The sequence below is a fragment of the Streptomyces sp. AC1-42W genome (assembly GCF_003248355.1).
GTDB lineage: Bacteria > Actinomycetota > Actinomycetes > Streptomycetales > Streptomycetaceae > Streptomyces.
In genome coordinates this window covers 1724231-1750942 of sequence record NZ_QKWY01000002.1, presented here as the reverse complement: position 1 = coordinate 1750942, position 26712 = coordinate 1724231, and the positions used below count along the sequence as shown (strand labels likewise).

Annotated in this window: 28 protein-coding genes and 1 pseudogene; 19 read left to right on the top strand and 10 right to left on the bottom strand. The window is 70.8% G+C overall.

Going from position 1 to position 26712, the window contains the following annotated elements:
- Positions 1-131 precede the first annotated feature (131 nt).
- A complete protein-coding gene (locus DNK56_RS25955) occupies positions 132-425 on the bottom strand; it encodes an MTH1187 family thiamine-binding protein (RefSeq protein ID WP_018102591.1) in 294 nt (97 codons plus the stop codon).
- Positions 422-772 (bottom strand): DUF3817 domain-containing protein, encoded by a 351-nt coding sequence (locus tag DNK56_RS25950; RefSeq protein ID WP_111338249.1) that lies wholly within the window; start codon positions 770-772, stop codon positions 422-424. Before DNK56_RS25950 ends, DNK56_RS25955 begins: the two co-directional genes overlap by 4 nt.
- Before the next feature lie 258 nt (positions 773-1030).
- Between DNK56_RS25950 and DNK56_RS25945 the strand changes: the two genes are divergently transcribed.
- Positions 1031-1663 (top strand): AIM24 family protein, encoded by a 633-nt coding sequence (locus tag DNK56_RS25945; protein ID WP_111338248.1) that lies wholly within the window; start codon positions 1031-1033, stop codon positions 1661-1663.
- Complete coding sequence (locus DNK56_RS25940) at positions 1663-2313, top strand: AIM24 family protein (RefSeq protein WP_111338247.1); 651 nt, start codon at positions 1663-1665, stop codon at positions 2311-2313. The genes DNK56_RS25945 and DNK56_RS25940 overlap by 1 nt, the downstream gene beginning before the upstream one ends.
- Positions 2314-2349: 36 nt before the next feature.
- On the opposite strand, the gene DNK56_RS25935 is transcribed toward DNK56_RS25940, so the two are convergent.
- On the bottom strand, positions 2350-3555 hold the full coding sequence (locus DNK56_RS25935; RefSeq protein WP_111338246.1) for an RNA-guided endonuclease InsQ/TnpB family protein: 1206 nt from the start codon (positions 3553-3555) through the stop codon (positions 2350-2352).
- 28 nt (positions 3556-3583) lie between these two features.
- Here DNK56_RS25935 and DNK56_RS25930 point away from each other — a divergent pair, with 28 nt between their 5' ends.
- From DNK56_RS25930 to DNK56_RS25920, 3 genes are all read left to right on the top strand, one after another.
- A complete protein-coding gene (locus DNK56_RS25930) occupies positions 3584-3742 on the top strand; it encodes an Arc family DNA-binding protein (protein ID WP_111339607.1) in 159 nt (52 codons plus the stop codon).
- An 84-nt stretch (positions 3743-3826) separates the two neighbouring features.
- A complete protein-coding gene (locus DNK56_RS25925; RefSeq protein ID WP_111338245.1) occupies positions 3827-4588 on the top strand; it encodes an AIM24 family protein in 762 nt (253 codons plus the stop codon).
- 108 nt (positions 4589-4696) lie between these two features.
- Positions 4697-5167 (top strand): MarR family winged helix-turn-helix transcriptional regulator, encoded by a 471-nt coding sequence (locus DNK56_RS25920; RefSeq protein ID WP_111338244.1) that lies wholly within the window; start codon positions 4697-4699, stop codon positions 5165-5167.
- A gap of 13 nt (positions 5168-5180) precedes the next feature.
- Here the strand turns inward: DNK56_RS25920 and DNK56_RS25915 are convergent, their stop codons facing one another.
- The 3 genes from DNK56_RS25915 to DNK56_RS25905 all read right to left on the bottom strand — a co-directional run bounded on the left by DNK56_RS25915 (position 5181) and on the right by DNK56_RS25905 (position 8572).
- Entirely contained in the window at positions 5181-6650 is a 1470-nt protein-coding gene (locus tag DNK56_RS25915) for a sensor histidine kinase (RefSeq protein ID WP_111338243.1), read from the bottom strand.
- Positions 6647-7306 carry a response regulator transcription factor gene (locus tag DNK56_RS25910; protein ID WP_111338242.1) on the bottom strand — a complete coding sequence of 220 codons (660 nt, stop codon included), beginning with the start codon at positions 7304-7306 and terminating at the stop codon, positions 6647-6649. Before DNK56_RS25910 ends, DNK56_RS25915 begins: the two co-directional genes overlap by 4 nt.
- A gap of 108 nt (positions 7307-7414) precedes the next feature.
- The gene (locus DNK56_RS25905; protein ID WP_111338241.1) at positions 7415-8572 is read right to left on the bottom strand and encodes an RNA-guided endonuclease InsQ/TnpB family protein; all 1158 of its coding nucleotides are present in this window, start codon (positions 8570-8572) and stop codon (positions 7415-7417) included.
- Here DNK56_RS25905 and tnpA point away from each other — a divergent pair.
- Together tnpA and DNK56_RS25895 are read left to right on the top strand one after the other, a co-directional pair.
- Positions 8571-9026 (top strand): IS200/IS605 family transposase, encoded by a 456-nt coding sequence (gene tnpA, locus DNK56_RS25900; RefSeq protein ID WP_111338240.1) that lies wholly within the window; start codon positions 8571-8573, stop codon positions 9024-9026. The two genes, DNK56_RS25905 and tnpA, sit on opposite strands and share 2 nt — an antisense overlap.
- 98 nt (positions 9027-9124) lie before the next feature.
- The gene (locus DNK56_RS25895) at positions 9125-9691 is read left to right on the top strand and encodes a PepSY domain-containing protein (protein WP_111338239.1); all 567 of its coding nucleotides are present in this window, start codon (positions 9125-9127) and stop codon (positions 9689-9691) included.
- Positions 9692-9811: 120 nt separating this feature from the next.
- Here the strand turns inward: DNK56_RS25895 and DNK56_RS25890 are convergent, their stop codons facing one another.
- Together DNK56_RS25890 and DNK56_RS25885 are read right to left on the bottom strand one after the other, a co-directional pair.
- A complete protein-coding gene (locus tag DNK56_RS25890) occupies positions 9812-10042 on the bottom strand; it encodes a DUF7848 domain-containing protein (RefSeq protein WP_111338238.1) in 231 nt (76 codons plus the stop codon).
- A 4-nt stretch (positions 10043-10046) separates the two neighbouring features.
- A pseudogene (locus DNK56_RS25885) lies at positions 10047-10403 on the bottom strand (ATP-binding protein); the annotation flags it as partial.
- Between the two features lie 256 nt (positions 10404-10659).
- Here DNK56_RS25885 and DNK56_RS25880 point away from each other — a divergent pair.
- The 7 genes from DNK56_RS25880 (at position 10660) to DNK56_RS25850 (ending at position 16794) form a co-directional block, all read left to right on the top strand.
- On the top strand, positions 10660-11526 hold the full coding sequence (locus DNK56_RS25880) for a helix-turn-helix domain-containing protein (protein WP_111338236.1): 867 nt from the start codon (positions 10660-10662) through the stop codon (positions 11524-11526).
- A complete protein-coding gene (locus DNK56_RS25875; protein WP_111338235.1) occupies positions 11523-11738 on the top strand; it encodes a DUF397 domain-containing protein in 216 nt (71 codons plus the stop codon). The genes DNK56_RS25880 and DNK56_RS25875 overlap by 4 nt, the downstream gene beginning before the upstream one ends.
- A gap of 330 nt (positions 11739-12068) precedes the next feature.
- Positions 12069-12449, top strand: coding sequence for a peptidase inhibitor family I36 protein (locus DNK56_RS25870; protein WP_146610427.1), 381 nt, complete (start codon positions 12069-12071; stop codon positions 12447-12449).
- A gap of 72 nt (positions 12450-12521) precedes the next feature.
- Positions 12522-13472, top strand: coding sequence for a hypothetical protein (locus DNK56_RS25865; protein WP_111338233.1), 951 nt, complete (start codon positions 12522-12524; stop codon positions 13470-13472).
- Positions 13473-13573: 101 nt separating this feature from the next.
- The gene (locus DNK56_RS25860) at positions 13574-14872 is read left to right on the top strand and encodes a peptidoglycan-binding protein (protein ID WP_158558475.1); all 1299 of its coding nucleotides are present in this window, start codon (positions 13574-13576) and stop codon (positions 14870-14872) included.
- A gap of 76 nt (positions 14873-14948) precedes the next feature.
- Positions 14949-15557: an ABC transporter ATP-binding protein gene (locus DNK56_RS25855; RefSeq protein WP_241990081.1), complete on the top strand. Its 609-nt coding sequence runs from the start codon at positions 14949-14951 to the stop codon at positions 15555-15557.
- Positions 15558-15672: 115 nt separating this feature from the next.
- Positions 15673-16794 carry an ABC transporter permease gene (locus tag DNK56_RS25850; RefSeq protein WP_158558476.1) on the top strand — a complete coding sequence of 374 codons (1122 nt, stop codon included), beginning with the start codon at positions 15673-15675 and terminating at the stop codon, positions 16792-16794.
- Positions 16795-16915: 121 nt separating this feature from the next.
- On the opposite strand, the gene meaB is transcribed toward DNK56_RS25850, so the two are convergent.
- On the bottom strand, positions 16916-17875 hold the full coding sequence (gene meaB, locus DNK56_RS25845) for a methylmalonyl Co-A mutase-associated GTPase MeaB (protein ID WP_111338229.1): 960 nt from the start codon (positions 17873-17875) through the stop codon (positions 16916-16918).
- 46 nt (positions 17876-17921) lie between these two features.
- Complete coding sequence (locus DNK56_RS25840; protein WP_111338228.1) at positions 17922-19124, bottom strand: acetyl-CoA C-acetyltransferase; 1203 nt, start codon at positions 19122-19124, stop codon at positions 17922-17924.
- A gap of 134 nt (positions 19125-19258) precedes the next feature.
- On the opposite strand from DNK56_RS25840, the gene mce reads away from it, so the two are divergent.
- The 5 genes from mce (at position 19259) to DNK56_RS25815 (ending at position 26652) form a co-directional block, all read left to right on the top strand.
- Positions 19259-19687, top strand: a complete 429-nt coding sequence (mce, locus tag DNK56_RS25835; RefSeq protein WP_111338227.1) for a methylmalonyl-CoA epimerase — start codon at positions 19259-19261, stop codon at positions 19685-19687.
- Positions 19688-19822: 135 nt separating this feature from the next.
- Positions 19823-23620 (top strand): polarized growth protein Scy, encoded by a 3798-nt coding sequence (scy, locus tag DNK56_RS25830; RefSeq protein WP_111338226.1) that lies wholly within the window; start codon positions 19823-19825, stop codon positions 23618-23620.
- Positions 23621-23826: 206 nt separating this feature from the next.
- Entirely contained in the window at positions 23827-24765 is a 939-nt protein-coding gene (locus DNK56_RS25825) for a cellulose-binding protein (protein WP_111338225.1), read from the top strand.
- Between the two features lie 112 nt (positions 24766-24877).
- Complete coding sequence (locus DNK56_RS25820) at positions 24878-25870, top strand: ATP-binding cassette domain-containing protein (protein ID WP_111338224.1); 993 nt, start codon at positions 24878-24880, stop codon at positions 25868-25870.
- A gap of 2 nt (positions 25871-25872) precedes the next feature.
- Complete coding sequence (locus tag DNK56_RS25815; protein ID WP_111339605.1) at positions 25873-26652, top strand: ABC transporter permease subunit; 780 nt, start codon at positions 25873-25875, stop codon at positions 26650-26652.
- Positions 26653-26712 lie beyond the last annotated feature (60 nt).

Here is a 26712-nt window from a genome sequence, read left to right as displayed (position 1 = left end):
GGCGGCCGGGGGACGGAACGCGGCGGCCGGGGGACGGAACGCGGCGGCCGGGGACCGGAACGCGTCGGCCGCCCGGAAACGGCGGGAGCCCCCGTCCGGGCGGGCGGGGGCTCGTCGCGGGGCGCGCGGGATCACTGCGCGAGGTACCGCTCCACCGTCTCGACCTTGGACGTCAGCCCGTCCGTGACACCGGGGCGGATGTCCGCCTTGAGGACGAGCGAGACCCGCCCGGCCCGTGCCTCGACGGCGGCCACGGCGCGCTTGACGACGTCCATCACTTCGTCCCACTCCCCCTCGATGGAGGTGAACATGGCGTCCGTGCGGTTGGGCAGACCGGACTCGCGGACGACGCGGACGGCGTCGGCGACGTACTCGCCGACGTCCTCACCGACCCCGAGCGGGCTCACGGAGAACGCGACGATCATGCGCTGACCGTGCCTTCCCGGCGGGCCCGGGCGGCGATGACGCTGTCCGCCTCGTAGCGCTTGAGCACCTTGTCGCCGTACAGGCCGCCGAACGGCAGCACGCAGAGCACGAAGAAGAACGCGACGCGCTTGAGCGGCCACTTGGTCTTCGACCACACGTCGAGCAGCAGCACGACGTAGATGACGAAGAGCACACCGTGCAGCATGCCGAGCGGCATCATCAGGAAGTCGATGTCCGAGACCCGGCTCAGGACCGAGCCGAACAGGATCAGGGCGGGGAAGGACAGCGCCTCGGGAATCGAGATGAGGCGCAGCCGGTGCAGGGCGGTGGCGGTCTTGATGTCCACGGGGGCACCTTCGGTGGGAGGGTCGTGACGGCTTGTGAACGAACGCACAAGCGGCACCATTGTGACATCGCGGCCCGGACGGCCGGGCGGGGGGTCCCGGACGCGGCCGGGCGGGCATGTCCCCGGTGGCGCGAGGAGTACGTCCCGATTGCGTACGGGTCCGGTACCGGATGCGTATCAGGGGCGCTCCGGGACGGCCGATCGCAGGGTCACCCCTGTTCCGCCGGCGGTACCCGGCGCTATTTTCGCCGGGTGGCAATGTTCCGGCTTGAGGGAAGCAAGACGCTCGCGGTCGATCTGGCCGGCGATGCCGTCAAGGCGAAGAACGGCTCGATGGTCGCGTACGAGGGCCAGATGTCGTTCAAGAAGATGACGGGCGGCGGTGAGGGACTGCGCGGCATGGTGACGCGCAGGCTGACCGGTGAGTCGATGGCCGTGATGCAGGTCACCGGGCAGGGCACCTGCTACTTCGCGGACCGGGCGAGCGAGATCAACCTCGTCTCGCTGCACGGCGACAAGCTGTACGTGGAGGCGAGCAATCTGCTCTGCACCGACGCGGGGCTGCGCACCGGCACCACGTTCACCGGGCTGCGCGGCGGCGCGACGGGCAACGGCCTGTTCACGACCACCGTGGAGGGGACCGGCCAGGCGGCGATCATGTCGGACGGCACGGCCGTGGTGCTGCGGGTCTCGGCGCAGTACCCGCTGTTCGTCGACCCGGGCGCGTACATCGCCCACCAGGGCAATCTCCAGCAGCACTTCCAGTCCGGGGTGAACTTCCGGACACTGATCGGCGAGGGCTCGGGCGAGTCCTTCCAGATCCGTTTCGAGGGCGAGGGACTGGTCTACGTGCAGCCCAGCGAGCGGAACACGATCGGGGGGAACGTCTGATGCCGTTCCGGGAGATCAACTCCAGGATGGTCGAGGCGACGGTGGCGCCCGGCCAGAAGATGTTCAGCCAGCGCGGGGCGATGCTCGCCTACCGGGGCGAGGTGTCGTTCACCCCGAACATCCAGGGCGGCCAGGGCGGCGTGATGTCGATGATCGGGCGCCGACTGGCGAACGAGGCGACCCCGCTGATGACGGTCGAGGGCAACGGCACGGTGATGTTCGGCCACGGCGGCCATCACATCCAGGTGATCAACCTCTCCGGGGACACCCTGTACGTGGAGGCCGACCGGCTGCTCGCCTTCGACGGGACGCTCCGGCAGGGCACGATGTTCATGGGTTCGCAGGGCGGCGTGATGGGCATGGTGCGCGGCCAGGTGACCGGTCAGGGCCTGTTCACGACGACGCTCCAGGGCCACGGCGCGGTGGCGGTGATGGCACACGGCGGCGTCATCGAACTGCCGATCACACCCGGCCGCGCGGTGCATGTCGACCCCCAGGCGTACGTCGCCCACCACGGCGACGTACGCAACAAGCTCTCCACCGCGCTCGGCTGGCGCGAGATGGTGGGCCGCGGCTCGGGCGAGGGCTTCCAGCTGGAGCTGAGCGGCAGTGGTGCGGTGTACGTCCAGGCGTCGGAGGAGAAGCTTTGACATCCTCCCCCAGCTGAAGGCAGGGGGATTCCTAGCTCAGGCTGCCTCTGGGAGCGGCGCTCCCCGAGGACTTCCACCATCAGCACTAGCCGGGTTGAGACCAGCCCGGACGAGCATCACGCGGGCGGAGTTCTTGTCCCTGGGGGACACCACTCCGCACACGGTGCACGCGTAGGTACGTTCAGAAAGGGGGAGTGCGTGCTTGGTTCTCGCACCGCACTGGGAACAGTCCATCGTCGTGTGGGCCGGGTGAACCAGGTGCACGATACGGCCGTGCTTGCGTGCCATCTCGGTCAGAGCGGTCCTGGTCGCACCGATCGCGGCGTCGGCGGCCTTGCGGGCCATCGTGGACTTCGCCAGGAACTTCGGCTTGAAGTCCTCGACGGCGAGCTGGTCGAAGTTCCGGACGACGGCCTTGGCCCATTTACGGGCGGTGTCCTGGCGCTGCCGGGCAACCTTCTTGTGGACCTTGGCCACCGCGCGCGACGCCATCCGGTAGCCCCTCGACACGGCCTTTCCGCGCGCGGGCTTCCGGCGGGCCATCCGCTTCTGGTACCGGGCCAGGCGGGCGGCAGCGGTCTTGCCGTGCCGGGGGTGGGGAAGGTCGTGCCGGTCGCTGGTGGTGGTCGCGGTCTCCCTGACGCCCCAGTCGATCCCGATCACCGCGCCGGTGGCGGGCAGGGGCTCGGTGGCCACCGCGACGACGAACGAGGCATACCAGTGGCCGAGGCCGTCCCGGTAGATCCGCACCGAGGACGGGACGGCCGGGAGCTGTCGCGACCACACCACCGTCACCACGGTCCCGCCGGCGAGGTGCAGGCGTCCGTCCTTGAGCCGGAACCCGCGCCGCGTGTAGTTCAGCGACGGCTCAGCACCGCGCTTCTTCTTGTACCGGGGCATCCCCGCCCGCCGCACCATCGGCACACGTGCCTTGATGTCCTTCAGTGCCTTGGCGCGGGACTTCGCGAAGTCCCGGATCAACTGCTGCTGCGGCACCGAGGAACCCTCACGCAGCCACGCGTTCGCGCCACGCGCCTCGGTCAGCATCTTGTCGAGGCGGGCCGGGCCGCACTTCTCGTCCTGGGCGTGGGCCTTCTTCGACCGGGCAACGGACTCGTTCCAGATCCACCGGCACCGCGCCCATTCCGCTTCCAGTGCGGTGCGGGCGGTGGACGACACGCGGAGGCGGTAGGTGTACCGGGCGCGCCCGGACTCCTCGCCTGTCTCCTGCATTGTCATCATGACGTCACCCTAACACTACAGTTGAGGCATAAATGATGAAAAACGCACCACCCTCCGCCTTCCCGAAGACCTCCACCAGTGGCTCGCCGACCAGGCCCGCGCGGCTCACCGGTCGGTCAACGCCGAGACCGTCCACCGCCTTGAGGGCGAGCGCGCCGCCGCCGCGGCAGACGCCAAATCGCTCTGACGGCGATTCGGCTACCCCTGCCCCGCTCCGCAGGGGTCCGATTCCTCCCCGGCCTGAAGGCAGGGGCACCCTCGGAGGACTTCAGTGAACGCCCCCGTGGTCTTTGATCCGATGACGCTGCCGGCGGACGACAACGTCAACGCGTACACCTTCTGCGTGGAGCTCAAGGGGAGCCAGTGGTTCCTGCAGAAGGGCAAGATGATCGCCTACTACGGGCAGATCAACTTCGACGGCGTCGGGCACGGCCGGTTCGAGCGGCTGGTGCGGGCGAGCTTCCACTCCCCGCTGCACGCGGGCGACTGGGTGGTCGCCGAGGGCAGCGGCAAGATGCTGCTCGCCGACCGGGCGTTCGATGTGAACTCCTACGACCTGGACGACGGGAACCTGACGATCCGGTCCGGGAACCTGCTCGCGTACCAGCCGTCGCTGGCGCTGAAGCAGTCGATCGTGCCGGGGTTCCTGACGCTGATCGGCACGGGCAAGTTCGTCGCCGCGTCCAACGGCCCGGTGGTGTTCATGGAGCCGCCGCTGCGCGTCGACCCGCAGGCACTGGTGGGCTGGGCGGACTGCCCCTCCCCCTGCCACCACTACGACCACGGCTACATGACCGGCGTGCTGGGCGGGCTGCGCGCGCTCACCGGAATCGGCGGCGCCTCCGGCGAGGAGCACCAGTTCGAGTTCGCGGGCGCCGGTACGGTGCTGCTCCAGTCCACCGAGGCGCTGATGCCCGAACAGCCGACGGGCCCGGTCCCCCACCAGGCGGGCGTCCCCGGCGGCGGTCAACACGGGTCCACCCCCCGCGCCCCCGGTCAGCTGGGGGACCTCCAGCGTCGCTTCGGGTTGTGAACGGTAGTCTGCGGAGTGTGATGTCGAACTCCTGCACCCCGTCGTGTGTGCCGGGCGTCACACATTCTTAGTTGGTCCGGCTTTCAACTTCTTAGGTAGAATCCATACATGGAGACCGAGACGGCCACCCGCTGGCTGAGCGACGCCGAGCAGTGCGCCTGGCGCACCCACCTGGACGTCAGCAGGCTGCTGATGCACCAGTTGGAGAAGGACCTCCAGCCGTTCGGGCTGACGAACAACGACTACGAGATCCTGGTCAACCTCTCGGAGTCGGACGACCGGCGGATGCGGATGAGCGATCTCGCGGGCGCCACCCTGCAGTCCAAGAGCCGGCTCTCGCACCAGATCACCCGTATGGAGACCGCGGGCCTGGTCCGCCGGGAGAACTGCGAGTCGGACCGCCGGGGCCTGTACGCGGTGCTCACGGAGGAGGGCGCGGAGACGATGCGCAAGGTCGCGCCGCACCACGTCGCGTCGGTCCGCAAGCACTTCATGGATCTGCTCTCTCCGGAGGCCCTGGCCCAACTGCACGCCGCGCTCACACCGGTGGCGGAGCATCTGCGGGGTCAGCGGGTCTGACGCGGGCCCCGGCTCACGCCCCTCCGGCCGCCGGGGAGCCGGTACGCGAGGGCAGCCACAGTTCGAAGCGGGCCCCGCCCCCCGGCGCATCCGTCACGGTGAGCCGGCCGCCGTGCCGCGCGGCCACATCGCGGGCGATGGCCAGGCCCAGGCCCGCCCCGCCGTCGTCGCGGGCGCGGGCGTCGTCGAGGCGCACGAAGCGCTCGAAGATCCGCTCGCGCTCCGCCTCCGGCACCCCCGCCCCGTCGTCCTCGACCGCGACGACGACCCCGTCGCCCTCCCGGCCCACCGTGACGGTGACCGAACGCACCGCGTGCCGCTCGGCGTTGTCCAGCAGGTTGCCGAGCACCCGGGCCAACTGTCCGCGCGACCCGGCCACTTCCAGTCCGCCGCCCCGCACCGACACCGCGACCGGCACGCGGTCGCCGACCCGCTGGGAGACCTCCTCCCGGACCAGTGCCCCCAGCTCCAGCCCGGTCAGGCCCGGCCGCTCCCCCGCGTCCAGCCGGGCCAGCAGCAGCAGATCGGCGGCGAGCGCCTGGAGCCGTACGGTGTCGGCGACCGCCCCCGGCACGTCCAGCAGCTCCGGATGCGCGGCCCCCACCTCCAGCTGGGTGCGCAGCGAGGCGATGGGGCTGCGCAGTTCGTGCGAGGCGTCCGCCACGAAGCGCCGCTGCCGCTCGACGGACGCCTCCAGCGCGGTCAGCGTCTCGTTGGTCGTACGGGCCAGCCGGGCGACCTCGTCCCGCGAGTCCGGCTCCGGCACCCGCCTGCCCAGGTCCTCGGAGGCCGTGATCGCCGCCATCTCGCGCCGGATGCCCTCCACCGGCCGCAGCGCCCGCCGGGTCACCAGCCAGGTCACCCCGGCGACGACCAGCAGCACCACGGGCAGCCCGGTCAGCATCGCGGAGCGCACACTGCGTACGGCCCGCTGCTCGGCGGCGAGCGGGGCGCCGGCGTGCACGGTCAGGGTGCGCCCGTCCGGGTCCGTGGCCTCGACCGACGCGAACCGGTAGTCGGCGCGGTCGCCGTCCACGGTGGCGGTGCCGTTGGTGAAGTCCGGGTCGTCCGCGGAGACCTCGCCCCGGTCCGGGGCTGCGCCGCCGTCGTCGTCGCGGTCCCCGTCGCGGTCGTCGTCGTCCGGCGCGGGGGCGGGCCGGGGCGGCTGCGGGGGCTGTGGGGCGACCCGGTCGGTGCCGGTGCCGGAGATCGCCTCCAGGTCCTTGGAGACGGCGACCACGCGGCCGTCCTCGTCGGTGACCTGGACCGGGTGCTCCTCCTCGTCGCCGGTGTCCAGCTCGTCGTAGGGAACGCCCAGCGCGAGCTGCCCGGCGACCTCGCGGGCGGCCACCTCGGCCTGGAGGCCCGCCTGGTCGGTGAGGTTGGCGCGCAGGACGAGCAGCACGGCGAGCCCGGCGGCGCCCAGGGCGAGGGCGACGACGACGGTGGCGCCGAGCGCGGCCCTGGCGCGTACGGACCTCACAACGCCTCCAGCCGGTATCCGGCGCCGCGTACCGTGCGGATGGCGGCCGGGCCGAGCTTGCGGCGCAGGGTGCTGACGTACACCTCGACGATGTTGGGGTCGCCCGCGTAGGCGAAGTCCCAGACGTGCTCCAGGATCTCCGCCTTGCTCACCACCTGTCCGGCGCGCAGGGCGAGCTGTTCGAGGACCGCGAACTCCTTGGCGGTGAGGGCGATCTCGTCGTCGCCGAGGTGGACGCGGCGGGCCGCGGTGTCCATGCGCAGGGCGCCCGCGGTGACCACGGGCGAGCCGGAGCCGCCCCGGCGGCGCAGCAGGGCGCGGACGCGGGCGACGAGCACCACATAGCTGAACGGCTTGGTCAGGTAGTCGTCGGCGCCGGTGTCCAAGCCCTCCGCCTCGTCGTACTCGCCGTCCTTCGCGGTCAGCATCAGGACGGGCACGTCGTGTCCGGCGGCGCGCAGGGCGGCGCAGACGCGGTAGCCGTTCATGCCGGGCAGCATGATGTCGAGGACGACCAGGTCGTAGGCGCCGTCCAGCACCCGGTGCAGGCCCTCGGCGCCGTCGTGGACGACGTCGACGGCGAACCCCTCGGCGGTGAGGCCGCGGGCCAGGGAGACCGCCAGCCGCTTCTCGTCCTCCACGATCAACAGACGCATGCGCCCAGCGTCCCAGACCGGAGGTCAACTTGACCCGGTCCTGGAGGACCGGGTTTGGAGGTAGCGCCCGACTGGCTGCCGGGTTGGCTCCTCCGTCCAGACACCCCTTTACGGGGTGGCAGGGACGCGTGACTCACGCCCCGCGGTCCACACGGCCTCGCCCTTGCGGGCGAGGTTGTGGGACGCGTTGTCGTCCGCGTCGGCCAGGAACCCGCAGGCCCGGCACGCGAACGTCGCTTGACCGACACGGTTCTTCCGGTCGATGTGACCGCACTCGGAGCACTGCCGGCTGGTGTGGGCCGGATCGACGTACACCAGCGGCACCCCGGCCCGGCGTGCCTTGTACTCCACGAAGGAGGCAAGCTGGTGGAAGCTCCACGAGTGCAGAGATGACCGCTGGTCCTTGCGGAGCCGTACCCGGCTGCGGATGCCCGTCAGGTCTTCGAGGGCGATACCGGAGCCGGTGCGTTCAGCGGTGGTGACGATCTTCTTCGAGACGATGTGGTTGACGTTGGCGGTATGCCGGGCTTCCTTCCGCGAACGCTTCTTCAGGAGACGCTTCGCGGACTTGGTGCCCTTGGCCTGCAACGTGCGCCGCAGGTCGAGCTGTCGCTTGCGGTGCCGCTTCAGGCCCCGGCCGGCGGCCCGGTACCCGGTGGACGTGGTGGCGATGTTGACGATGCCGAGGTCGACGCCGACGAACCCGTCCGGCTCGTACACCTCGGGCTCGGGGATGTCGCAGACGGCGACGAGGTAGAACACGCCGTCGCGTTCGATCAGGTCCGACTCGCCCCTGCGGTGCTCGCGCAGCATCTTCAACGCGTCCGGCGAGCAGGCGAACCGCACGCCCTTGAGACGTCCGGCCACCGTCCAGACCGACACCGTTGCGGCGTCGTACTGCCAGGACAGGCAACGATCGTCATACGGCTGCGCGGCCCCGGGCCGGAACGTGACCGGCTTCGACTCCGCCCTGATCCGCCGCTTCGAACCCGGCTTTCCCAGGTTCCCCGCCTTGATGTTCGCCTTCAACGTGGTGTAGGCGTCGTGGGTCTTCTTGATGACGTGCTGGGCGGCCTGTGCCCCCAGCCCCCGGGCCTTCAACTCGGTGTAGGTGTGCTTGCGCAGCTCGTACTCACGCGGCACACCATGATCGAACGCCACCGCCGACACCCAGCAGGCGGCCTCGTTGACCGTGCGCAGGGTGGAGCGCAGCGCGGCGGCCTGACCGGCCTCCGGCATCAGCTTCACCCGCGTCACGAGCTTCATGCGGGCATCGTACTACAGTTGGTCTTTGTCACCTCGCTGGGAGCCAAACCCCAATATCCGCAGGGGTCGAACGGTCACTTATACCCTCCACGCCCACTTGGTCTTCACACCCAAATACCGACGCGGACCGTTCACGGACGAGATCCTTACGCGCTGCGAAGAGATCATGCGGGCCGTGTGCGCGGACTTCGAGACCGAGCTGGTGGAGTTCAACGGCGAACGCGACCACGTACATCTCCTGGTGCACTATCCGCCGAAGGTCGCCCTGTCCCGACTGGTCGGCTCCCTCAAGGGCGTGTCCGCCCGCCGACTCCGGCAAGAGTTCCCCGACCACATCCGGAAGTACCTGTGGGGCGCACACTTCTGGTCCCCGTCCTACTTCGCGGCATCCTGCGGCGGAGCGCCACTCACTGCGGTGAAGGAGTACATCACGGGCCAGAAGCGTCCCGACTGAGCTGAAGAAGGTTTCAGGTGGCTTCAGGCTGCGTTCAGCATCGCCCCGGCAGGGTGGTGGGCAAGCCAGTCAGCCCACCTGTACGGGGAGGAACCCTCATGAAGCGCAAGATCGTCATCGGTGTCGTGACCGCGGCCGTGCTCGCCGGCGGCGGGGCCGCCACCGCCGCCGCCCTCTCGGACGGCGACCACCACGACGGCCGCGACGGGCGCGGGACCGGCCGGAGCGCCGCCGCGAGCGACGATGCCACCGCCCGGATCGAGGTCGGCGACGCGGTCGCGGCCGCGGTCAAGGCCGTCCCCGGCACGGTCACGGAGGCGGAGTTGGACGACGAGGACGGCGGGCCGGTCTGGGAGCTGGACGTGTACGGCTCCGACCGGGCCTGGCACGAGGTGACGGTGGACGCGGAGAGCGGAAAGGTGCTCGGCCGGCAGATCGACCGGGACGACGACGATCGCGACCGGCGTGCGCCCCGGAGCGTTTCCGTGTCGTTGCGGGACGCGGTGGCCGCCGCGCTGAAGTCGGCGCCGGGCGCGGTGACGTCGGTGGAGCTGGACGACGAGCACGGGGACGGCGCGCCGCACTGGGAGGTCGAGGTGCGGACCGAGCGCGGCGGAGAGCGTGAACTGACCGTGGACACGGAATCGGGGACGGTCCGGGGCTGACGGGCCGGCGGAAGGGGCGGAGGCACGAGCACGCGCTCTGCCCCGCTCCGCCCCGGCCCCAACGGCCCCCGTGGCGGCTCCGGTGCCGACCGGATGCGGACCGCCGGCCTCGAAGGCGTACTACATGAACTCATCCGCGGGCCGAACGACGAAGTAGTTCGTGACTACGGCCCGGTAGCTGGTGTGCCGTGTCCGCCCGCTGTGTCTCAGACACCAGTCCTGGACGGTGCCCTTCTCCAGCGTCTCCGGGGACCTCTCGCCGCACGACATGCACCACGCGTGTGCCAGGTCCTGCTGGGCGTCGGGGTCCGGACCCAGCGTGTGGTCCACGTACCGCATGACGGACCTCATCTCCTCACACGGCTCCTTCGGCCTGGATCTCGGCCCGGACCGTCTTACCGATGACCCGTTCCGTCACACCCCATGAGGTGGACAGGGCGTCCACGATCCCGAGCCCTCGGCCGGACACCGCCAGAGGGCGCCGGTCCCGCGGCATTCGCGGCATTCCGTCGCCGACGTCCCGGACTTCGACCCGTACGCGCTCCGCGTCCCCGTCGATCGTGACCTCGACCTGCCGGCCGCGAGCCGTTCTGCCGTGCACCACGGCATTCGCGACCAGCTCCGAGACGACCTGCACGAGGTCTTCCGACAACCCGGCGCACCCGGCCCCGCCGATGAAGGTGCGCGCGAACTCACGCGCCTTCCGACGCTCGCCTTGGCTCGCGGATACCGAACACTTAACCGATGGGTACTGCTCATGTGGCCCCCTGACGCGGGTGCTGTCTCGCGTGACGGAACGTCACCTTCCTTGTGTCGCCCATGAATCGGACCCATCGGCAAGCACCTAGCCACCATGCACCCTGGGGGCACCAAAGTGTCAAGTACCCATTCCGGTGGTCTCTGCTGGACGTTGCTGCGGCGGGGCGGTGTCGGGCAGACTGGCCCCCGGACAGAGGGGAGGTCGCGGAGTGCCGATCACGTACAACCCGACCATCCGGCAACGGCGGCTGGCGCGAACGTTGCGGGATCTACGCTTGAAAGCGGGCTTGAAACACTCGGACGCCGCAGAGGTCCTCGGTTGCGCGGAATCCAAGATGACCAGGATCGAGAACGCCCAGTCCGGAATCCGGCTGCTCGACCTCAGAGCGCTGCTCGACGCGTACAACGTCACGAACGGCACGCAGCGCGCCGAGATCGAGAAGCTGTCGAGGGACGCCAAACGCAAGGGCTGGTGGGCCCAGTACGGGAACCTCGTCGACTCGGCGTACGCGGCCTATATCGCGATCGAGTCGGACGCCTCCGAGATCTATGACGTCGAGACCAGCCTGATTCCGGGGCTCCTGCAGACTCCCGCTTACACAGAGGCCGTCATCAAGGTCCAGGTGCCGGACGCCTCGGACGAACACATCAGCACGATGGTCAAGGTGCGCGAGGAGCGCCGCAAGGTTCTCGGCGGAGACAACCCCATCCACCTGCGGGTCATTCTCTCGGAGTCGATACTGAGACACGCTGTCGGCAGCGCGGAAGTCATGCGCGAACAGCTGGAACACCTCCTCGCGGCCGGCGAGGAGACCAACGTGGAGCTGCAGATCCTGCCCGGCGAAAGCGCGCTGAACGCGGCGCTGTTCGGCCCGTTCGTCATCATGGGCTTCCCCTCGTCCTCGGAGTCGGATGTCGCCTACGCGGAGTCGACCACCGGCACCGTGTACTACGAGGAGAAGGCCGACACCGAGAAATACCGGACGCTGTTTCGACGTCTCAACGTGGCAGCGTGCGATGTGAGCAAATCCAGGGCCTTGATTCGCAGGGCCATAGCAGAAACGGCAGACAAGTGACGCACACGAACCCGATCCCCACGGAAGACCTCGCCTGGGCGAAGTCTTCGTACTCCGGCAACCAGGGCAACTGCGTGGAGGTCGCCGGCCTCCCCGGCGGCGGTCGGGCGGTTCGTGACTCCAAGGACACGAGTGGCCCGTTCCTCGCCTTCACCGAGACCGAGTGGCGGGCATTCATCAACGGCACCCGGACCGAAGGGTTCAACGCCTGACAATCAAGGCCGCTGACGACACGAGTGAGCGCGCGCCGGAGACTTCCCGGCGCGCGCTCACTCGCGTGAAACACCGAACGCGGGCGACGCGGAACGCACACCACTCGGCCAAAAGGGCTGACACCACCACATCCGGCACCTTGTTCGCGTGGGCGGCAGACCATTGCAGGCAAACAGGACAGCAGCGCCAATCAGGCACGCTCACACAAAAGTTGAGTTGTGGGTCAACTGTGCGCATCGTATGATCATGAAAGCCGCCGGGGGGGCGGGGTTGCGGCTGCCCAATTCCCCTTCCACAGACCTGTTCAGGATTTACGTGGGAGAGTGAACATGTTCAAGAAGATCTCGGCTGCCTTTGTGGCTGTCCTGGCTGTGGCGGGCGTCATCGGGACGGCCTCGTCGGCCGCCGCGGTGGACCGTACGTGCTACAGCGGAAATTTCTGCATATACAAGGACAGCAACTTCAGCACGAACAACTCGATGTACCGGACGAAGTACGAGTCCGCGCGTTGGGACATCGACATGCCCGCCGTGTATGAGAACGACAGTTCCTGGTGGAACCGCCGCAGCCAGTCCTCCAAGACCTACGGTGGCCGCTGGATGTCGCTGGGTGTCGAGGTCTGCCTCGTCCCCGGCGGGTCCGTGGACTACTACTGGGACGCCAACGACGACGGTGCCAGCAACACCCTGAACGACGGTTCCGGCTGCTGAACCGCTGAATGAGGGGCCGCCACCCGGTCCCGGGTGGCGGCCCCGGCCGCACACACGACAAGGGCACCGACCATGAACAAGCGTACGGCGCGCACAGCCGCGATCTCGGGCGCGGCATTGCTGTCGCTGATCTCCGGATGCTCCTCCGAAACCTCGGCGGAGGACCTCGCGACGGCTCGAAGGGCCCAGTCCGCGCTCGACAGCGCCAACGCGGCGCTGGCCCAGGAACGCGCCGCCGAAACCAAGCTGATCCGCAAATGCATGGCGGCCAAGGGATTCACGGTCTTCCCGGACGAGGGCAGAAGCAGTGGTGCCGGCGACGCCGCAGGCCGTGCCATCGAGTTGTCGCCGACCGCGGAGACCGCCCGGAAAGTCGGGTACGGCGTGGACCCCCGCCGACCGGAGAACCAGAAGGTGGAGGAGAGTACCGACTCCTTCGACGCCTTGCCCACCGAGGTGAAGCGCAAGCACTCCATGGCGATGGACGGGTATGTGGACAGGCCCGAGGGCGGGGTCGAGTTCGACTTCGGAGGCGGCAAGGTCATGGTGCCGTCGAAGGGGTGCCGCGGCGAGACCCTCAAGGCCGTCTACGGCGACGTCAAGGAATACCTTCGCCTGAACTGGACGGTTTACAACACCGTCAAACAGAACAGCGCGGAAATCCTCGCGGAGGACGACGACTATCAGAACGCGCTTTCCGCCTGGGCGACCTGCCTGAAGGCGAAGGGATACGGCGAAGTGGATACGCCTGAGAAGGCGCGGAAGACGGCGATGTCGTATTACGCCGGAATTCCGGACGGCGACACGGACGCCCTCGACGAGGCGCAGCGGTCCGAGATCAAGCAGGCGAAGGCCGACGCGGCGTGCGGCGAGAAGACCGCGCTGAACTCCAAGGCCCGAGAGGCCAAGAGCCGTGCCTCCGCGACATCGCTGGTCGAGCACGAGGCCGAGATCACGGCCTGGCTCGAACTCATCACCAAGGCCAAGGACAAGGCCCAGCAGCTCCTTCGGAAGACGTCGTAGAACTGACAATGAGCCCGGAACCCCTTGAAGAATCGTCCAGGGACCAGCCGTCCGGACATCGTGGCCGCAGAGGATCACGGCGCGGCCTCGTCATCGCGGTCGTGGTGCTCGCGCTCTTCGGCAGCTGCGGGTCCGTCTGGTGGATCGCCTCCCAGGCGAGGACACCCGAACAGCGCGCGGCGAACGCCGGACCGCCGCCACCTTCCGATGTGACGGCCACCGTCTCGGACCAGCGGATCGTGGAACGTCTGGAATTGACGGGACGTGTCCAGACCTCGTCGCGCACCACCATCAGCGGGGTGCGGCCGGAGGGCACCAGTCGTGCCGTGGTGACCGGGCTCCCGGCGAAGGCCGGCGAGAGCCTGCGCGGCGGCGCCGTCGTCGCGGAGGTCTCCGGTCGCCCGGTGCTGCTGCTTCCCGGCCGCTTTCCGGCGTACCGGGATCTGCGCATCGGCGACAAGGGGCCGGACGTCCGGCAGTTGCAGCGGGCGTTGCGGCCGCTGTACGGCGTCGCGGTCACCGGCACCTACGGCCCTGCGACGGCTGACGCGGTGCGTCGTCTCTACGCGGCCGCGGGCTACGAGGCCCCTCGGTCGACCGCCCCGCCGGAAGCCGCCGAGTCCGGAGACGAAGCCGCGTCGGCCGACGCCTCCCCCGGTACCCGGGCACGCGGTGGAGCCGAGACGGACGGCGGGACGGGGCAGCCACCCGCCTCCGGGGACGAGGCTTCGGACCGGGCCACGTCCGCCGCGCGAGCGCCCGAACAGCATCAGGACACCGTCGGCGGAACGCTGCCCGCCGCCGAGGTGACGTACGTCGCCGCAGTTCCCGCCACCGTGGTGCGGGTGAGCGCCGAGGTCGGCGACACCGCCGATGGACCGCTGGTGACAGTGGGAAGCGGGGGGCGCCAGGTGCGGGCCACGCTCACCGCCGACCAGCGCACACGGCTGCGTGACATGCCCGACGACGCCGTGATCCGTTTCGGTGAGGGGCCGTACGACGGGCGAACCGGCTCGCTGGGCTCTCTCAGAGCGGTGGCGGGCGAGGGCAAGGGGGACGAGGGTGCGGACGAGGGCAAGAGCGACACGTACGAGGCGCTGTTCGTCCCGCCTGCCGGAACGGCCAAGGACGGTGCCCGTCAGCAGATCACGGTCGAGCTCCGGAAGAGCCCCGCTGACTCTCTGACGGTGCCGGTCTCCGCGGTCTGGACCGACCTGGGCGGCTCGGCTTCGGTCACGGTCCTGGAGAACGGGTCGAAGCGGGACGTGTCCGTGGAAGTGCTGTTCACCTACGACGGACTGACCGCCGTCAGAGCTCTTGACGACGGTCTGCGCGCTTCCCAGAAGGTCATGCTGACGCGACGGGGAGACAGTTCGGCCGCGGGGGGCACCGATGGCTGATCGTGCGCCGGTCATCGCGCTGTCCGCGATCACCAAGACGTACCAGGGGCCGCCGCCCGTGGAGGCGTTGCGGGGCGTGGATCTGACGATCCTGCCCGGGGAGCTCGTGGCCGTGGTGGGCCCTTCCGGCAGCGGAAAGTCGACACTGCTCAGTGTCCTCGGGCTGCTCGACACCCCCACCGGCGGCCGCTATCTGCTTCGGGGTGAGGACGCCACGGACCTTTCGGAACGGGACCGGACGGCATTGCGCGCCGGGACACTGGGATTCGTCTTCCAGGCGTTTCACCTCGTCCCCCATCTGACGTGCGTGCAGAACGTCACTCTTCCGCTGGTGCACCTCGGCGTTCCGCGGTCACGACGGCGCTCGCGTGCCGAGGCCGCACTGAGATCAGTGGGGTTGGGTCACCGGCTGGACGTCCGGCCGGTGACGCTGTCCGGCGGCGAGCGTCAGAGAGTCGCGGTCGCCCGGGCCATCGTGCACCGGCCGGCGGTGGTTCTGTGCGACGAGCCGACCGGAAATCTCGACACGGCCAACTCCGCTCGTGTCATGGATCTACTGGCCGATCTCGTGGAGGAGGACCGCGCGGTGGTCGTCGTCACTCACGACCCGGACGTCGCTTCCCGCGCGGATCGTGTTTTCAAGGTGGTGGACGGTCATGTCTCCCAGGCGCGCGGCGCGGCGTAGGTCCGTACGCGGTAAGCGGGGCGGCACGTCGAACGGCCCTCGTACCTCGGCCGTCGACCTGCTCGTGCAAGCGTTCCTGGCGCTCTTCGGACGCCGTTTCCGCACCTTCTTGACCATGGCGGGAATCTCGGTGGGTCTGGCAGCCGCCCTGGCGACCCTCGGTATCACCGCAAGTGCCGCAGGAGCCGTCTCGGACCAGTTCGACGCGCTCAAGGCGACTCGGGTGACGGTGAAATACCCGTCCGAGGCCGTGTCCGGCGTCCGTCCGAGGCCCGCCCCCGAGACCGCCGACCGTGCCCGTGAGCTGAACGGGGTCCGCGCGGCCGGGCTGATCAGCAAGGCGAGCGAGCAGGCGGACGTCTCGCGGCTGGCCGGCTCCGAGGCGACCGCGCTGCCCGAAGCGACCGTGATGGCCGCGCAGTCCGAGGCTCTGGAGGCGATGTCCGCGGAACTCGTGCGTGGACGGTGGTTCGACGCGGGGCACGAGTCGCGCCATGAGCGTGTGGCGGTCATCGACACCGCCGCCGCCGCACGCCTGACCGTGGGCGGCGGACGGACGGGATCGGTGATCCACATCAACGGAGTGAGGTTCACCGTCGTCGGAGTGTTCCGTGCGCCGGACGGCGACACCGATCTGACGAGCGCGGTCGTGCTGCCCTACTGGACTGCGTTGCGGGACCCCGCCCGGCTGAAGTTCGCTCCGGCGGAAATGATCCTCGCCACCGAGTTGGGCGCGGCCGATCAGATCGGCCGCGAGGCGCCCTTCGCCCTCGCGCCGAGGGCACCGGACAAGCTCGTCGCGCTGGTTCCGCCGGATCCCCGTTCCCTGCGACAGGGGGTCGAGGCGCAGACTCGTGCCCTGTTTCTCGGCCTGGCCGCGGTCTCGCTCGGGGTGGGCGCGCTCGGCGTGAGCAACACCGCCTATGTCTCGGTCCTGGAGCGCCGGTCCGAGATCGGGCTGCGCAGGGCACTCGGCGCGTCACGCCGTGCGGTGGCGGGCCAGTTCTGTGTCGAGAGCGGCCTGGTGGGCGTTCTGGGCGGTGTCGTGGGGACGGTACTGGGCATCCAGATCACCGCGGTGACCTGTCTGGCCAAGGACTGGCTCGTGGTTCTCGACCCCTCGGTCGTATCGATGGGGCCGTTGGTGGGCCTCGTCGTAGGGCTGCTCGCGGGCCTGTACCCGGCCCTCGCCGCTGCCCGGGTCCTGCCTGCCGAGACCTTGCGGGCGGGGGTGTGAAACCGGCGGCGGGACACTGGAGCATGTCCGGCTGATCACGGCCGGGGTCACGGCGTCCTCCGTCCACCCGGCCGGGACGCCCATGACCGGCCCGTGCCCGCCGCTCGCGCGTCCTGCCCCGTCAGTCCTCGCCGGTGAGGCCCGCGACCAGTTCGTCCGCCGCCGCGTACGGGTCCAGCCGGCCCGTCACGATGCGGGCGGCCAGGGCGTCCAGGCGGCGGTCGCCGTGCAGGGTGCCGATGCGCTCGCGCAGGCGGGTGACCGCGATCGTCTCGACCTCGCGGGCGGCGCGGGAGGTGCGCCGTTCGGTCAGGACGCCGTGCTCCTCCATCCAGGCCCGGTGCTTCTCCAGGGCCTCGACGACCTCGTCGACGCCCTGGCCCCGTGCGGCGACCGTCTTGACGATGGGCGGGCGCCAGTCGCCGGGGCCGCGGGCCTCGCCGAGGCCGAGCATGTGGTTCAGCTCGCGGGCGGTGGCGTCGGCGCCGTCCCGGTCGGCCTTGTTCACGACGTACACGTCGCCGATCTCCAGGATGCCCGCCTTGGCGGCCTGGATGCCGTCGCCCATGCCCGGGGCGAGGAGGACGACGGAGGTGTCGGCCTGCGAGGCGATCTCCACCTCGGACTGGCCGACGCCCACGGTCTCCACCAGGATCACGTCGAAGCCCGACGCGTCCAGCACCCGGATCGCCTGCGGGGCCGCCCAGGCGAGGCCGCCGAGGTGGCCGCGGGTCGCCATGGAGCGGATGTAGACGCCGGGGTCCGACGCGTGGTCCGACATCCGGACCCGGTCGCCGAGCAGCGCGCCGCCGGAGAACGGCGAGGACGGGTCGACGGCCAGGACGGCGACCCGCTTGCCCTGGCGCCGGTACGCGGCGACGAGCGCCGACGTGGAGGTGGACTTGCCGACGCCGGGCGAGCCGGTCAGGCCGACGACGTACGCGCCGCCGGCCAGCGGCGCGAGGGCGGCCATCACCTCGCGCAGCTGCGGCGAGGCCCCCTCCACCAGGGAGATGAGCCGGGCCACCGCCCGAGGTCGCCCCGCGCGGGCCTGCTCCACCAGGGTGGGGACGTCCACCATCACCGCTCCGTCTCGTCGCCGCGTGTCTCTCGTACCGGGTGCTCTGCTACTTGCGGGGGACGCGCACGATCAGCGCGTCGCCCTGGCCGCCGCCGCCGCACAGGGCCGCCGCGCCGGTGCCGCCGCCGCGCCGCTTGAGCTCCAGCGCCAGGTGCAGCACCAGGCGGGCGCCGGACATGCCGATGGGGTGGCCCAGCGCGATGGCGCCGCCGTTGACGTTGACCTTCTCCGAGTCGACGCCGAGGTCCTTCATGGACTGGACGGCGACGGCCGCGAACGCCTCGTTGATCTCGATGAGGTCGAGGTCCTCGACGCCGATGCCTTCCTTCGCGAGGGCGTGCCGGATGGCGTTGGACGGCTGCGACTGGAGGGAGTTGTCGGGGCCGGCGACATTGCCGTGGGCGCCGATCTCGGCGATCCACTCCAGGCCCAGCTCCTCGGCCTTGGCCTTGCTCATGACGACGACCGCGGCGGCGCCGTCGGAGATCTGCGAGGAGGTGCCCGCGGTGATCGTGCCGTCCTTGGCGAAGGCGGGGCGCAGCTTGCCGAGGGACTCGACGGTGGTCTCGGGGCGGATGCCCTCGTCCTTGGCGAAGAGGACCGGGTCGCCCTTGCGCTGCGGGATCTCGACCGGGGTGATCTCGGCCTCGAACAGGCCGTTCTTCTGGGCGGCGGCGGCGCGCTGGTGGGACTGGGCGCCGATCTCGTCCTGGGCGGCGCGGTCGAGCCCGAGGCGGGTGTTGTGCTGCTCGGTGGACTGGCCCATCGGGATGTTCTCGTAGGCGTCGGTCAGACCGTCGTGCGCCATGGAGTCGAGCATCTCGATCGCGCCGTACTTGTGGCCCTCGCGGGACTTGGGGAGCAGGTGCGGGGCGTTGGTCATGGACTCCTGGCCGCCGGCCACCACGATGTCGAACTCACCGGCGCGGATGAGCTGGTCGGCCAGGGCGATGGCGTCGAGCCCGGAGAGGCACACCTTGTTGACGGTGAGCGCGGGGACGTTCATCGGGATGCCGGCCTTGACCGCCGCCTGGCGGGCCGGGATCTGGCCCGCGCCGGCCTGGAGGACCTGCCCCATGATCACGTAGTCGACCTGGTCGCCGCCGATGCCGGCCCGGTCCAGCGCCGCCTTGATGGCGAAGCCGCCGAGGTCGGCCGCCGAGAAGCTCTTCAGGGAGCCGAGGAGCCGGCCCATGGGCGTCCGGGCGCCCGCGACGATCACGGAGGTGGTACCGGTCGTTCCTGACATGAGGCACAGCCCCTTGGAGTAGATGTGAACGAGGGTTTACTTGAATGTACTGAGCGGTACCCGCCCCGTCATCCGCCCACGGGTGTGATCGCGCGCACGTTGCGTAACCATCGGGAGCGCGTTGCACTGGAGCCATGCTGACGCGAATCGACCACATCGGGATCGCCTGTTTCGACCTCGACGCGACTGTCGAGTTCTACCGCTCGACCTACGGGTTCGAGGTCCACCACTCCGAGGTCAACGAGGAGCAGGGGGTGCGGGAGGCCATGCTCAAGATCAACGATACGTCCGACGGCGGCGCCTCGTACCTCCAGCTCCTCGAACCCACCCGCGAGGACTCCGCCGTGGGCAAGTGGCTGGCCAGGAACGGGGAGGGCGTGCATCACATCGCGTTCGGCACGGCCGACGTGGACGCGGACGCGGCGGACATCGGCGGCAAGGGCGTCCGGGTGCTGTACGAGGAGCCCAGGACGGGGTCGATGGGGTCCCGGATCACCTTCCTGCACCCCAAGGACTGCCACGGGGTCCTCACCGAACTCGTCACGGCGAGGAAGGAGCACTGACCCGAGCCCTACCGGGCCCGGTAGAGTGGGCTCTTCCGGGCCGGGGCCGGGTCGGGGGCGCGCCGCGTCCCCAGCCGTTGATCTGTCACCATTCCCCGAACGTGTTGAGAGCTCGGGGAAGGATGGGACCGCGCAGTGCGGGGCTACGAACGCCAGGAGAGCCACCGAGCTGAAGACGACCACCTCTCGCGGTTCGAGGCCGAGATGGACCGGCTCAGGACCGACCGGGAGAAGGCCGTCCAGCACGCAGAGGACCTCGGCTACCAGGTCGAAGTCCTGCGCGCCAAGCTGCACGAGGCGCGGCGCAGTCTGGCGATGCGTCCCGCCTACGACAGCGCGGACATCGGCTACCAGGCGGAGCAGATGCTCCGTAACGCCCAGGTCCAGGCCGAGCAGTTGCGCAGTGACGCCGAGCGCGAGCTGCGCGAGGCGCGGGCGCAGACGCAGCGCATCCTCCAGGAGCACGCGGAGCACCAGGCCCGCCTCCAGGCCGAGCTGCACAACGAGGCCGTGCAACGCAGGCAGCAGCTCGACCAGGAGTTGGCGGAGCGCCGCCAGACCGTCGAGTCGCACGTCAACGAGAACGTCGCCTGGGCCGAGCAGTTGCGGGCCCGGACGGAGTCGCAGGCCCGCCGGCTCCTGGAGGAGTCCCGTGCCGAGGCCGAGCAGGCGCTGACCGGCGCCCGCGCGGAGGCCGCCCGGCTGGCCGAGGAGACGCGCCGGCGCGTCGGCTCGGAGGCGGAGGCGGCCCGTGCCGAGGCGGAGGCGATCCTGCTGCGCGCCCGCAAGGACGCCGAGCGGATGATCGGCGTGGCCGCGGGCCAGGCCCAGGAGGCCACCAGCCACGCGGAGCAGCTGCGGCTGACGACGACGGCGGAGACCGAGCAGACCCGGCAGCGGACGACCGAGCTGAACCGGGCCGCCGAGCAGCGCATGCAGGAGGCGGAGACCCAGCTGCGCGAGGCCCGCCTGGAGGCCGAGAAGGTCCTCGCGGAGGCCAAGGAGGCGGCGGCCAAGCGGCTGGCCGGTGCCGAGTCGCAGAACGAGCAGCGCACCCGTACCGCCAAGTCGGAGATCGCCCGGCTGGTCGGGGAGGCCACCAAGGAGGCCGAGACCCTCAAGGCGGAGGCCGAGCAGGCGCTCGCCGACGCCCGTGCCGAGGCCGAGCGGCTGCGTGCCGAGGCGGCCGAGGCCGCGCGCACCGCCGCCGCCGAGGACGCGGCGGCCCAGCTCGCGAAGGCGGCCCGGTCCGCCGAGGAGATCCTGAGCAAAGCGTCCGAGGACGCGAAGTCGGCCACGCGGGCGTCGGCGGAGGAGGCCGAGCGCATCCGCCGCGAGGCGGAGGCCGAGGCGGACCGGCTGCGCGGCGAGGCCGCCGAGCAGGCCGACCAGCTCAAGGGCGCGGCCAAGGACGACACCAAGGAGTACCGGGCCAAGACGGTCGAGCTCCAGGAGGAGGCGCGCCGGCTGCGGGGCGAGGCCGCGCAGCTGCGCTCCGAGGCGGTCGCCGAGGGCGAGCGCATCCGGGGCGAGGCCCGCCGGGAGGCCCTTCAGCAGATCGAGGAGGGCGCGAAGACCGCCGAGGAGCTGCTCGCGAAGGCCAAGGCCGACGCGGAGGAGCTGCGCGGCGCCGCGACCGCCGAGAGCGAGCGGGTCCGGGGCGAGGCGGCCGAGCGTTCGGCGGCCCTGCGCAAGCAGGCCGAGGAGGCGCTGGAGCGGGCCCGCGCCGAGGCGGAGCAGCTGCGCTCGGAGGCGGAGGAGCAGGCCGAGGCGGCGCGGACCGCGGCCGACGAGGCGGCGGCCGCGCTGCGCGAGGAGACCGAGCGCGCGGTCGCGGCCCGGCAGTCGGAGGCCGCCGAGGAGCTGGCCCGGCTGCAGGGCGAGGCGGAGACCCGGCTGGCCGCCGCCGAGCAGGCGCTCGCCGAGGCGCGTACGGAGGCGGAGCGCATCCGGCGCGAGGCGGGCGAGGAGTCCGAGCGGCTGCGCACCGAGGCGGCCGAGCGGGTCCGCTCGCTCCGGGAGCAGGCGGAGGCCGAGGCGCAGCGGCTGCGCGACGAGGCCGCGGCGGACGCCTCGCAGTCCCGTGCGGAGGGCGAGGCCGTCGCCGTACGGCTGCGTACCGATGCGGCCACCGAGGCGGAGCGGCTGAAGACGGAGGCGCGGGAGAGCGCCGACCGGATGCGGTCGGAGGCCGCTGCCGCGGCCGAGCGGGTGGGCGAGGAGGCCGCGGAGGCGCTGGCCGCCGCGCAGGAGGAGGCGAACCGGCGCCGGCGGGCGGCCGAGGAGACGCTGGACGCGGCCAGGACCGAGGCGGGCCGGGAGCGCGAGCAGGCCCGTGAGCGCGGCGAGGAGCTGCTGGCCTCCGCGCGCAAGCGGGTCGAGGAGGCGCAGGCCGAGGCGCAGCGGCTGACGGGCGAGGCGGAGACGCGGGCGGCCGAGCTGGTCGCGGCGGCCGAGCAGACCGCCCAGCAGGTGCGGGATTCGGTCAGCGGGCTCCAGGAGCAGGCCGAGGAGGAGATCGCCGGGCTGCGGTCCGCGGCGGAGCATGTCGCGGAGCGGACGAAGTCCGAGGCGCAGGAGGAGGCCGACCGGCTGCGGGCCGACGCGCACGCGGAGCGGGAGCGGGCCGGCGAGGACGCCTCCCGTATCCGTGAGGTGGCCAAGGAGGAGACGGACGCCGCGAAGGCGATGGCGGAGCGTACGGTCTCCGAGGCGATCTCGGAGTCCGAGCGGCTGCGGGCGGACACCGCCGAGTACAGCCAGCGGATGCGTACGGAGGCGTCGGACGCGCTGGCGTCGGCCGAACAGGACGCGGCGCGCAGCCGGGCGGAGGCGCGCGAGGACGCCAACCGGATGCGGTCGGAGGCGGCGGCCCAGGTCGACCGGCTGGTGTCCGAGGCGACCGCCGAGGCGGAGCGGCTGCGCACGGAGGCGGAGCGGCAGGCGGCCCGGACGGGCGAGGAGGCCGCGGGCGACGCGGAGCGGATGCGTGCGGAGGCCTCGGCGACCGTGGGCTCGGCGCAGGAGCACGCGGCGCGCACCCGTGAGGAGTCGGAGCGGCTGCGGGCGGATGCCGAGGCGGCGGCCGAGCAGATGCGGGCTCAGGCGCGGCAGGAGGCGGACCGGCTGCTCGACGAGGCGCGGGAGGCCGCGTCGAAGCGCCGGGCGGACGCGGCGGAGCAGGCGGACCAGCTGATCGACAAGGCCCGTGAGGAGGCGCTGCGCGTCGCCACGGAGGCCGAGGAGCAGGCCGACACGATGGTCGGCGCGGCGCGCAAGGAGGCCGTGCGGATCACGTCGGCGGCGACGGTCGAGGGCAACTCGCTGGTGGAGCGGGCCCGGACGGACGCGGACGAGCTGCTGGTCGGCGCGCGCCGGGACGCGACGCAGATCCGGGAGCGGGCCGAGGAGCTGAGGACCCGTCTGGAGGGCGAGATCCAGGAGCTGCACGACCGGGCCCGCCGGGAGACGGCCGAGCAGATGAAGACGGCGGGCGAGCGCGTCGACAAGCTGATGAAGGCGGCGACCGAGCAGCGCGACGAGGCGGCGGCGAAGGCCAAGGAGCTGCTGTCCGACGCGAATTCGGAGGCGAGCAAGGTCCGGATCGCGGCGGTGAAGCGGGCGGAGTCGCTGCTGAAGGAGGCCGAGCAGAAGAAGGCCAGCCTGGTGCGCGAGGCCGAGAAGCTGCGGGCCGACGCCGAGGCCGAGGCGAAGCGGGTGGTGGACGAGGGCCGGCACGAGCTGGAGGTCCTGGTGCGCCGGCGCGAGGACATCAACACGGAGATCTCGCGTGTCCAGGACGTGCTGGAGGCGTTGGAGTCCTTCGAGACCCCGGCGGCCGGGGGCAAGGGCGGGGGCTCCGCTCCGGCCAACGGTGTCAAGGCGGGTGCCTCGGCGGGCACTCGATCGGGCGGCAAGTCGTCCGATGGGTAGCCGGCCGGCTGTCGTTCATGGTTCCGCACGGTTCTTCATTCGTCCGGGTGGCGGGGGTTTCGGGGGTCCGCCACTCGGAAACGGGGGTCCGCCACTCAAAAGGGGTGTCATTCTCCGGACCAAAACCGCATCCACTCGATGACACGCCGTTCCGGCCCCTAGGATTCCCTCTATCACCTCACCGGTCTCACTTCGACAGGAACCTCATGAGTGACCCTTCCTCCCCCTTCGGCTTCGAACTCGTGCGGCGTGGTTACGACCGCGGTCAGGTGGACGACCGCATTACCAAGCTCGTCGCCGACCGTGACAGTGCTCTCGCCCGTATCACGTCGTTGGAAAAGCGCATCGAGGAGCTGCACCTCGAGACGCAGAACGCCCAGGCCCAGGTGACCGACGCGGAGCCGTCGTACGCGGGTCTCGGCGCGCGTGTGGAGAAGATCCTGCGCCTGGCCGAGGAGGAGGCGAAGGACCTGCGCGAGGAGGCCCGTCGCGCCGCCGAGCAGCACCGTGAGCTCGCCGAGTCCGCCGCCCAGCAGGTGCGCAACGATGCCGAGACCTTCGCCGCCGAGCGCAAGGCCAAGGCCGAGGACGACGGCGTCCGCATCGTCGACAAGGCCAAGGGTGAGGCCACCACGCTGCGTGCCGACGCGCAGAAGGACGCGGCGCAGAAGCGCGAGGAGGCCGACGCCCTCTTCGAGGAGACCCGTGCCAAGGCCGCCCAGGCCGCAGCGGACTTCGAGACCAACCTGGCCAAGCGCCGCGACCAGTCGGAGCGCGACCTCGCGTCCCGTCAGGCCAAGGCCGAGAAGCGCCTCGCCGAGATCGAGCACCGCGCCGAGCAGCTCCGTCTGGAGGCCGAGAAGCTCCGTACGGACGCCGAGCGCCGGGCCCGTCAGACGGTGGAGACCGCGCAGCGTCAGTCCGAGGACATCGTGGCGGACGCCAACGCGAAGGCGGACCGCATCCGCAGCGAGTCGGAGCGCGAACTGGCGGCCCTCACCAACCGCCGCGACTCGATCAACGCGCAGCTGACCAACGTCCGCGAGATGCTGGCGACGCTGACGGGTGCCGCGGTGGCCGCCGCCGGCTCCCCCGCCGACGAGGAGCCCGCCTCCCGGGGCGTCCCGGCCCAGCAGACCCGCTGAGTCCGGCCGTTCCGCCGGTTCCGGTTGTTCCGCCGGTTCCGGTTGTATGACGTGTGTGCCCGGTTCCGCCTTTGTGGTGGCGCCGGGCACGCCGACGTTCTAGCGTGAACGCATGATCGAGTTGGATGGCCTTACGAAGCGCTTCGGGAGCAAGGTCGCCGTCGACGAGTTGTCGTGCGTGATCAAACCAGGCATGGTGACGGGTTTTCTGGGGCCCAACGGGGCGGGCAAGTCCACCACGATGCGGATGATGCTCGATCTCGACCACCCCACGAGCGGTTCCGTGCGTATTGACGGCAGGCCGTACCGGGATCTGTCCGAGCCGCTGAAATACATCGGGGCGCTGCTGGACGCCAAGGCGATGCACGGCGGGCGCAGCGCGTACAACAATCTGCTCTGTCTGGCGCAGAGCAACCGCATTCCGGAGCGCCGGGTCGCGGAGGTGCTGGAGACGGTCGGGCTGACCGCCGTGGCGAAGAAGAAGTCCAAGGGCTTCTCGCTCGGCATGGGCCAGCGTCTCGGCATCGCGTCGGCGCTGCTCGGTGATCCGCAGATCCTGATGTTCGACGAGCCGGTCAACGGTCTCGACCCGGAGGGCATCCACTGGATCAGGAATCTGATGAAGACGCTCGCCGGGCAGGGCCGGACGATCTTCGTCTCCTCGCATCTGATGAGCGAGATGGCGCTGACCGCCGACCATCTGATCGTGATCGGCCAGGGCAGGCTGCTCGCCGACACGTCGATGGCCGACTTCATCCACGAGAACTCGCGCAGTTACGTCCGGCTGCGCTCCCCGCAGCAGGAGCGGCTGCGCGATGTGCTGCACGAGGAGGGCGTCGTCGCGATCGAGGCGGGGGACGGCTCGCTGGAGGTGGACGGTGCGGCGACCGAGGACCTCGGTGACCTGGCCGCCCGGCACTCCCTCACGCTGCACGAGCTGAGCGCCCAGCGGGCGTCGCTGGAGGAGGCGTTCATGCAGATGACGGCGGGCGCGGTGGAGTACCACGCGCACTCGGAGCCCGGCGGTCCCGGGGCGCCACCGCCGGACCGGCCATGGGGCGAGGGCTGGGTCCAGCGGCCCGGCGACGGGGAAGAGGGGGCATGACGATGGCTTCGGTCTCCGCGGTCCTGACGTCCGAATGGACCAAGATCCGTACGGTCTCCTCCACCACCTGGACGCTGATCTCGGCGTTCGCGGTCACCGTCGCGATGGGCGCGGCCCTGTGCGCGCTGATGAACACGCAGTTCGGCGATCTCAAGCCGGAGGAACAAGCCACCTTCGACCCGACGTTCATCAGCTTCTCCGGGATGATCCTCGGCCAGCTGGCGATGGTGGTGTTCGGGGTGCTCGTCGTCGGTACGGAGTACAGCTCGGGCATGATCCGCACCTCGCTGGCCGCCGTGCCGAGGCGAGGCTCCTTCCTGTTCAGCAAGGTTCTGGTGGCCGGCGTGCTGGCCCTGGTGGTCGGCGTGGTCACCAGCTTCGTCTCGTTCTTCCTGGGCCAGGCGCTGCTGGGCGACCACGGGACGACGATCGGCGCGGACAATGTGCTGCGCGCGGTGTTCGGCGCCGGGATCTACATGGGGCTGATCGCGGTGTTCTCCATGGGGGTGGCCGCGATGCTGCGCAGCTCCATGCTGTCGCTGGGCATCCTGATGCCGTTCTTCTTCCTGGTCTCGCAGATCCTGTCGGCGGTGCCGAAGGCCAAGGACGTCGCCCGGTACTTCCCGGACCAGGCGGGCTCCAAGATCATGCAGGTGGTGCCGGACGCGATGGGCAGTTCCCCGGGGCCGTACGGGCCGTGGACCGGGCTGCTGATCATGGTGGCGTGGGTGGCGGCGGCGCTGATCGGCGGCTACCTCGTGCTGAGGACGCGGGACGCGTGAGCACGGTCCGGCCCGCTCACCGGGCCGGACCCGGCTGCGCCGACTTGGTCGGACCCGGCT

What these genes read in the sequence shown, in the direction of transcription:
- tnpA (WP_111338240.1), top strand. Translation starts at nt 8,571, where the DNA reads ATGCGGGCATCGTACTACAGTTGGTCTTTGTCACCTCGCTGGGAGCCA.
- DNK56_RS25865 (WP_111338233.1), top strand. Translation starts at nt 12,522, where the DNA reads ATGAACAAGCGTACGGCGCGCACAGCCGCGATCTCGGGCGCGGCATTG.
- DNK56_RS25820 (WP_111338224.1), top strand. Translation starts at nt 24,878, where the DNA reads ATGATCGAGTTGGATGGCCTTACGAAGCGCTTCGGGAGCAAGGTCGCC.
- DNK56_RS25940 (WP_111338247.1), top strand. Translation starts at nt 1,663, where the DNA reads ATGCCGTTCCGGGAGATCAACTCCAGGATGGTCGAGGCGACGGTGGCG.
- DNK56_RS25825 (WP_111338225.1), top strand. Translation starts at nt 23,827, where the DNA reads ATGAGTGACCCTTCCTCCCCCTTCGGCTTCGAACTCGTGCGGCGTGGT.
- DNK56_RS25945 (WP_111338248.1), top strand. Translation starts at nt 1,031, where the DNA reads ATGTTCCGGCTTGAGGGAAGCAAGACGCTCGCGGTCGATCTGGCCGGC.
- DNK56_RS25840 (WP_111338228.1), bottom strand. Translation starts at nt 19,124, where the DNA reads ATGTCAGGAACGACCGGTACCACCTCCGTGATCGTCGCGGGCGCCCGG.
- DNK56_RS25935 (WP_111338246.1), bottom strand. Translation starts at nt 3,555, where the DNA reads ATGATGACAATGCAGGAGACAGGCGAGGAGTCCGGGCGCGCCCGGTAC.
- DNK56_RS25910 (WP_111338242.1), bottom strand. Translation starts at nt 7,306, where the DNA reads ATGCGTCTGTTGATCGTGGAGGACGAGAAGCGGCTGGCGGTCTCCCTG.
- DNK56_RS25890 (WP_111338238.1), bottom strand. Translation starts at nt 10,042, where the DNA reads ATGAGGTCCGTCATGCGGTACGTGGACCACACGCTGGGTCCGGACCCC.
- DNK56_RS25815 (WP_111339605.1), top strand. Translation starts at nt 25,873, where the DNA reads ATGGCTTCGGTCTCCGCGGTCCTGACGTCCGAATGGACCAAGATCCGT.
- DNK56_RS25955 (WP_018102591.1), bottom strand. Translation starts at nt 425, where the DNA reads ATGATCGTCGCGTTCTCCGTGAGCCCGCTCGGGGTCGGTGAGGACGTC.
- DNK56_RS25870 (WP_146610427.1), top strand. Translation starts at nt 12,069, where the DNA reads ATGTTCAAGAAGATCTCGGCTGCCTTTGTGGCTGTCCTGGCTGTGGCG.
- mce (WP_111338227.1), top strand. Translation starts at nt 19,259, where the DNA reads ATGCTGACGCGAATCGACCACATCGGGATCGCCTGTTTCGACCTCGAC.
- DNK56_RS25905 (WP_111338241.1), bottom strand. Translation starts at nt 8,572, where the DNA reads ATGAAGCTCGTGACGCGGGTGAAGCTGATGCCGGAGGCCGGTCAGGCC.
- DNK56_RS25920 (WP_111338244.1), top strand. Translation starts at nt 4,697, where the DNA reads ATGGAGACCGAGACGGCCACCCGCTGGCTGAGCGACGCCGAGCAGTGC.
- DNK56_RS25850 (WP_158558476.1), top strand. Translation starts at nt 15,673, where the DNA reads ATGGCGGGAATCTCGGTGGGTCTGGCAGCCGCCCTGGCGACCCTCGGT.
- meaB (WP_111338229.1), bottom strand. Translation starts at nt 17,875, where the DNA reads ATGGTGGACGTCCCCACCCTGGTGGAGCAGGCCCGCGCGGGGCGACCT.
- DNK56_RS25895 (WP_111338239.1), top strand. Translation starts at nt 9,125, where the DNA reads ATGAAGCGCAAGATCGTCATCGGTGTCGTGACCGCGGCCGTGCTCGCC.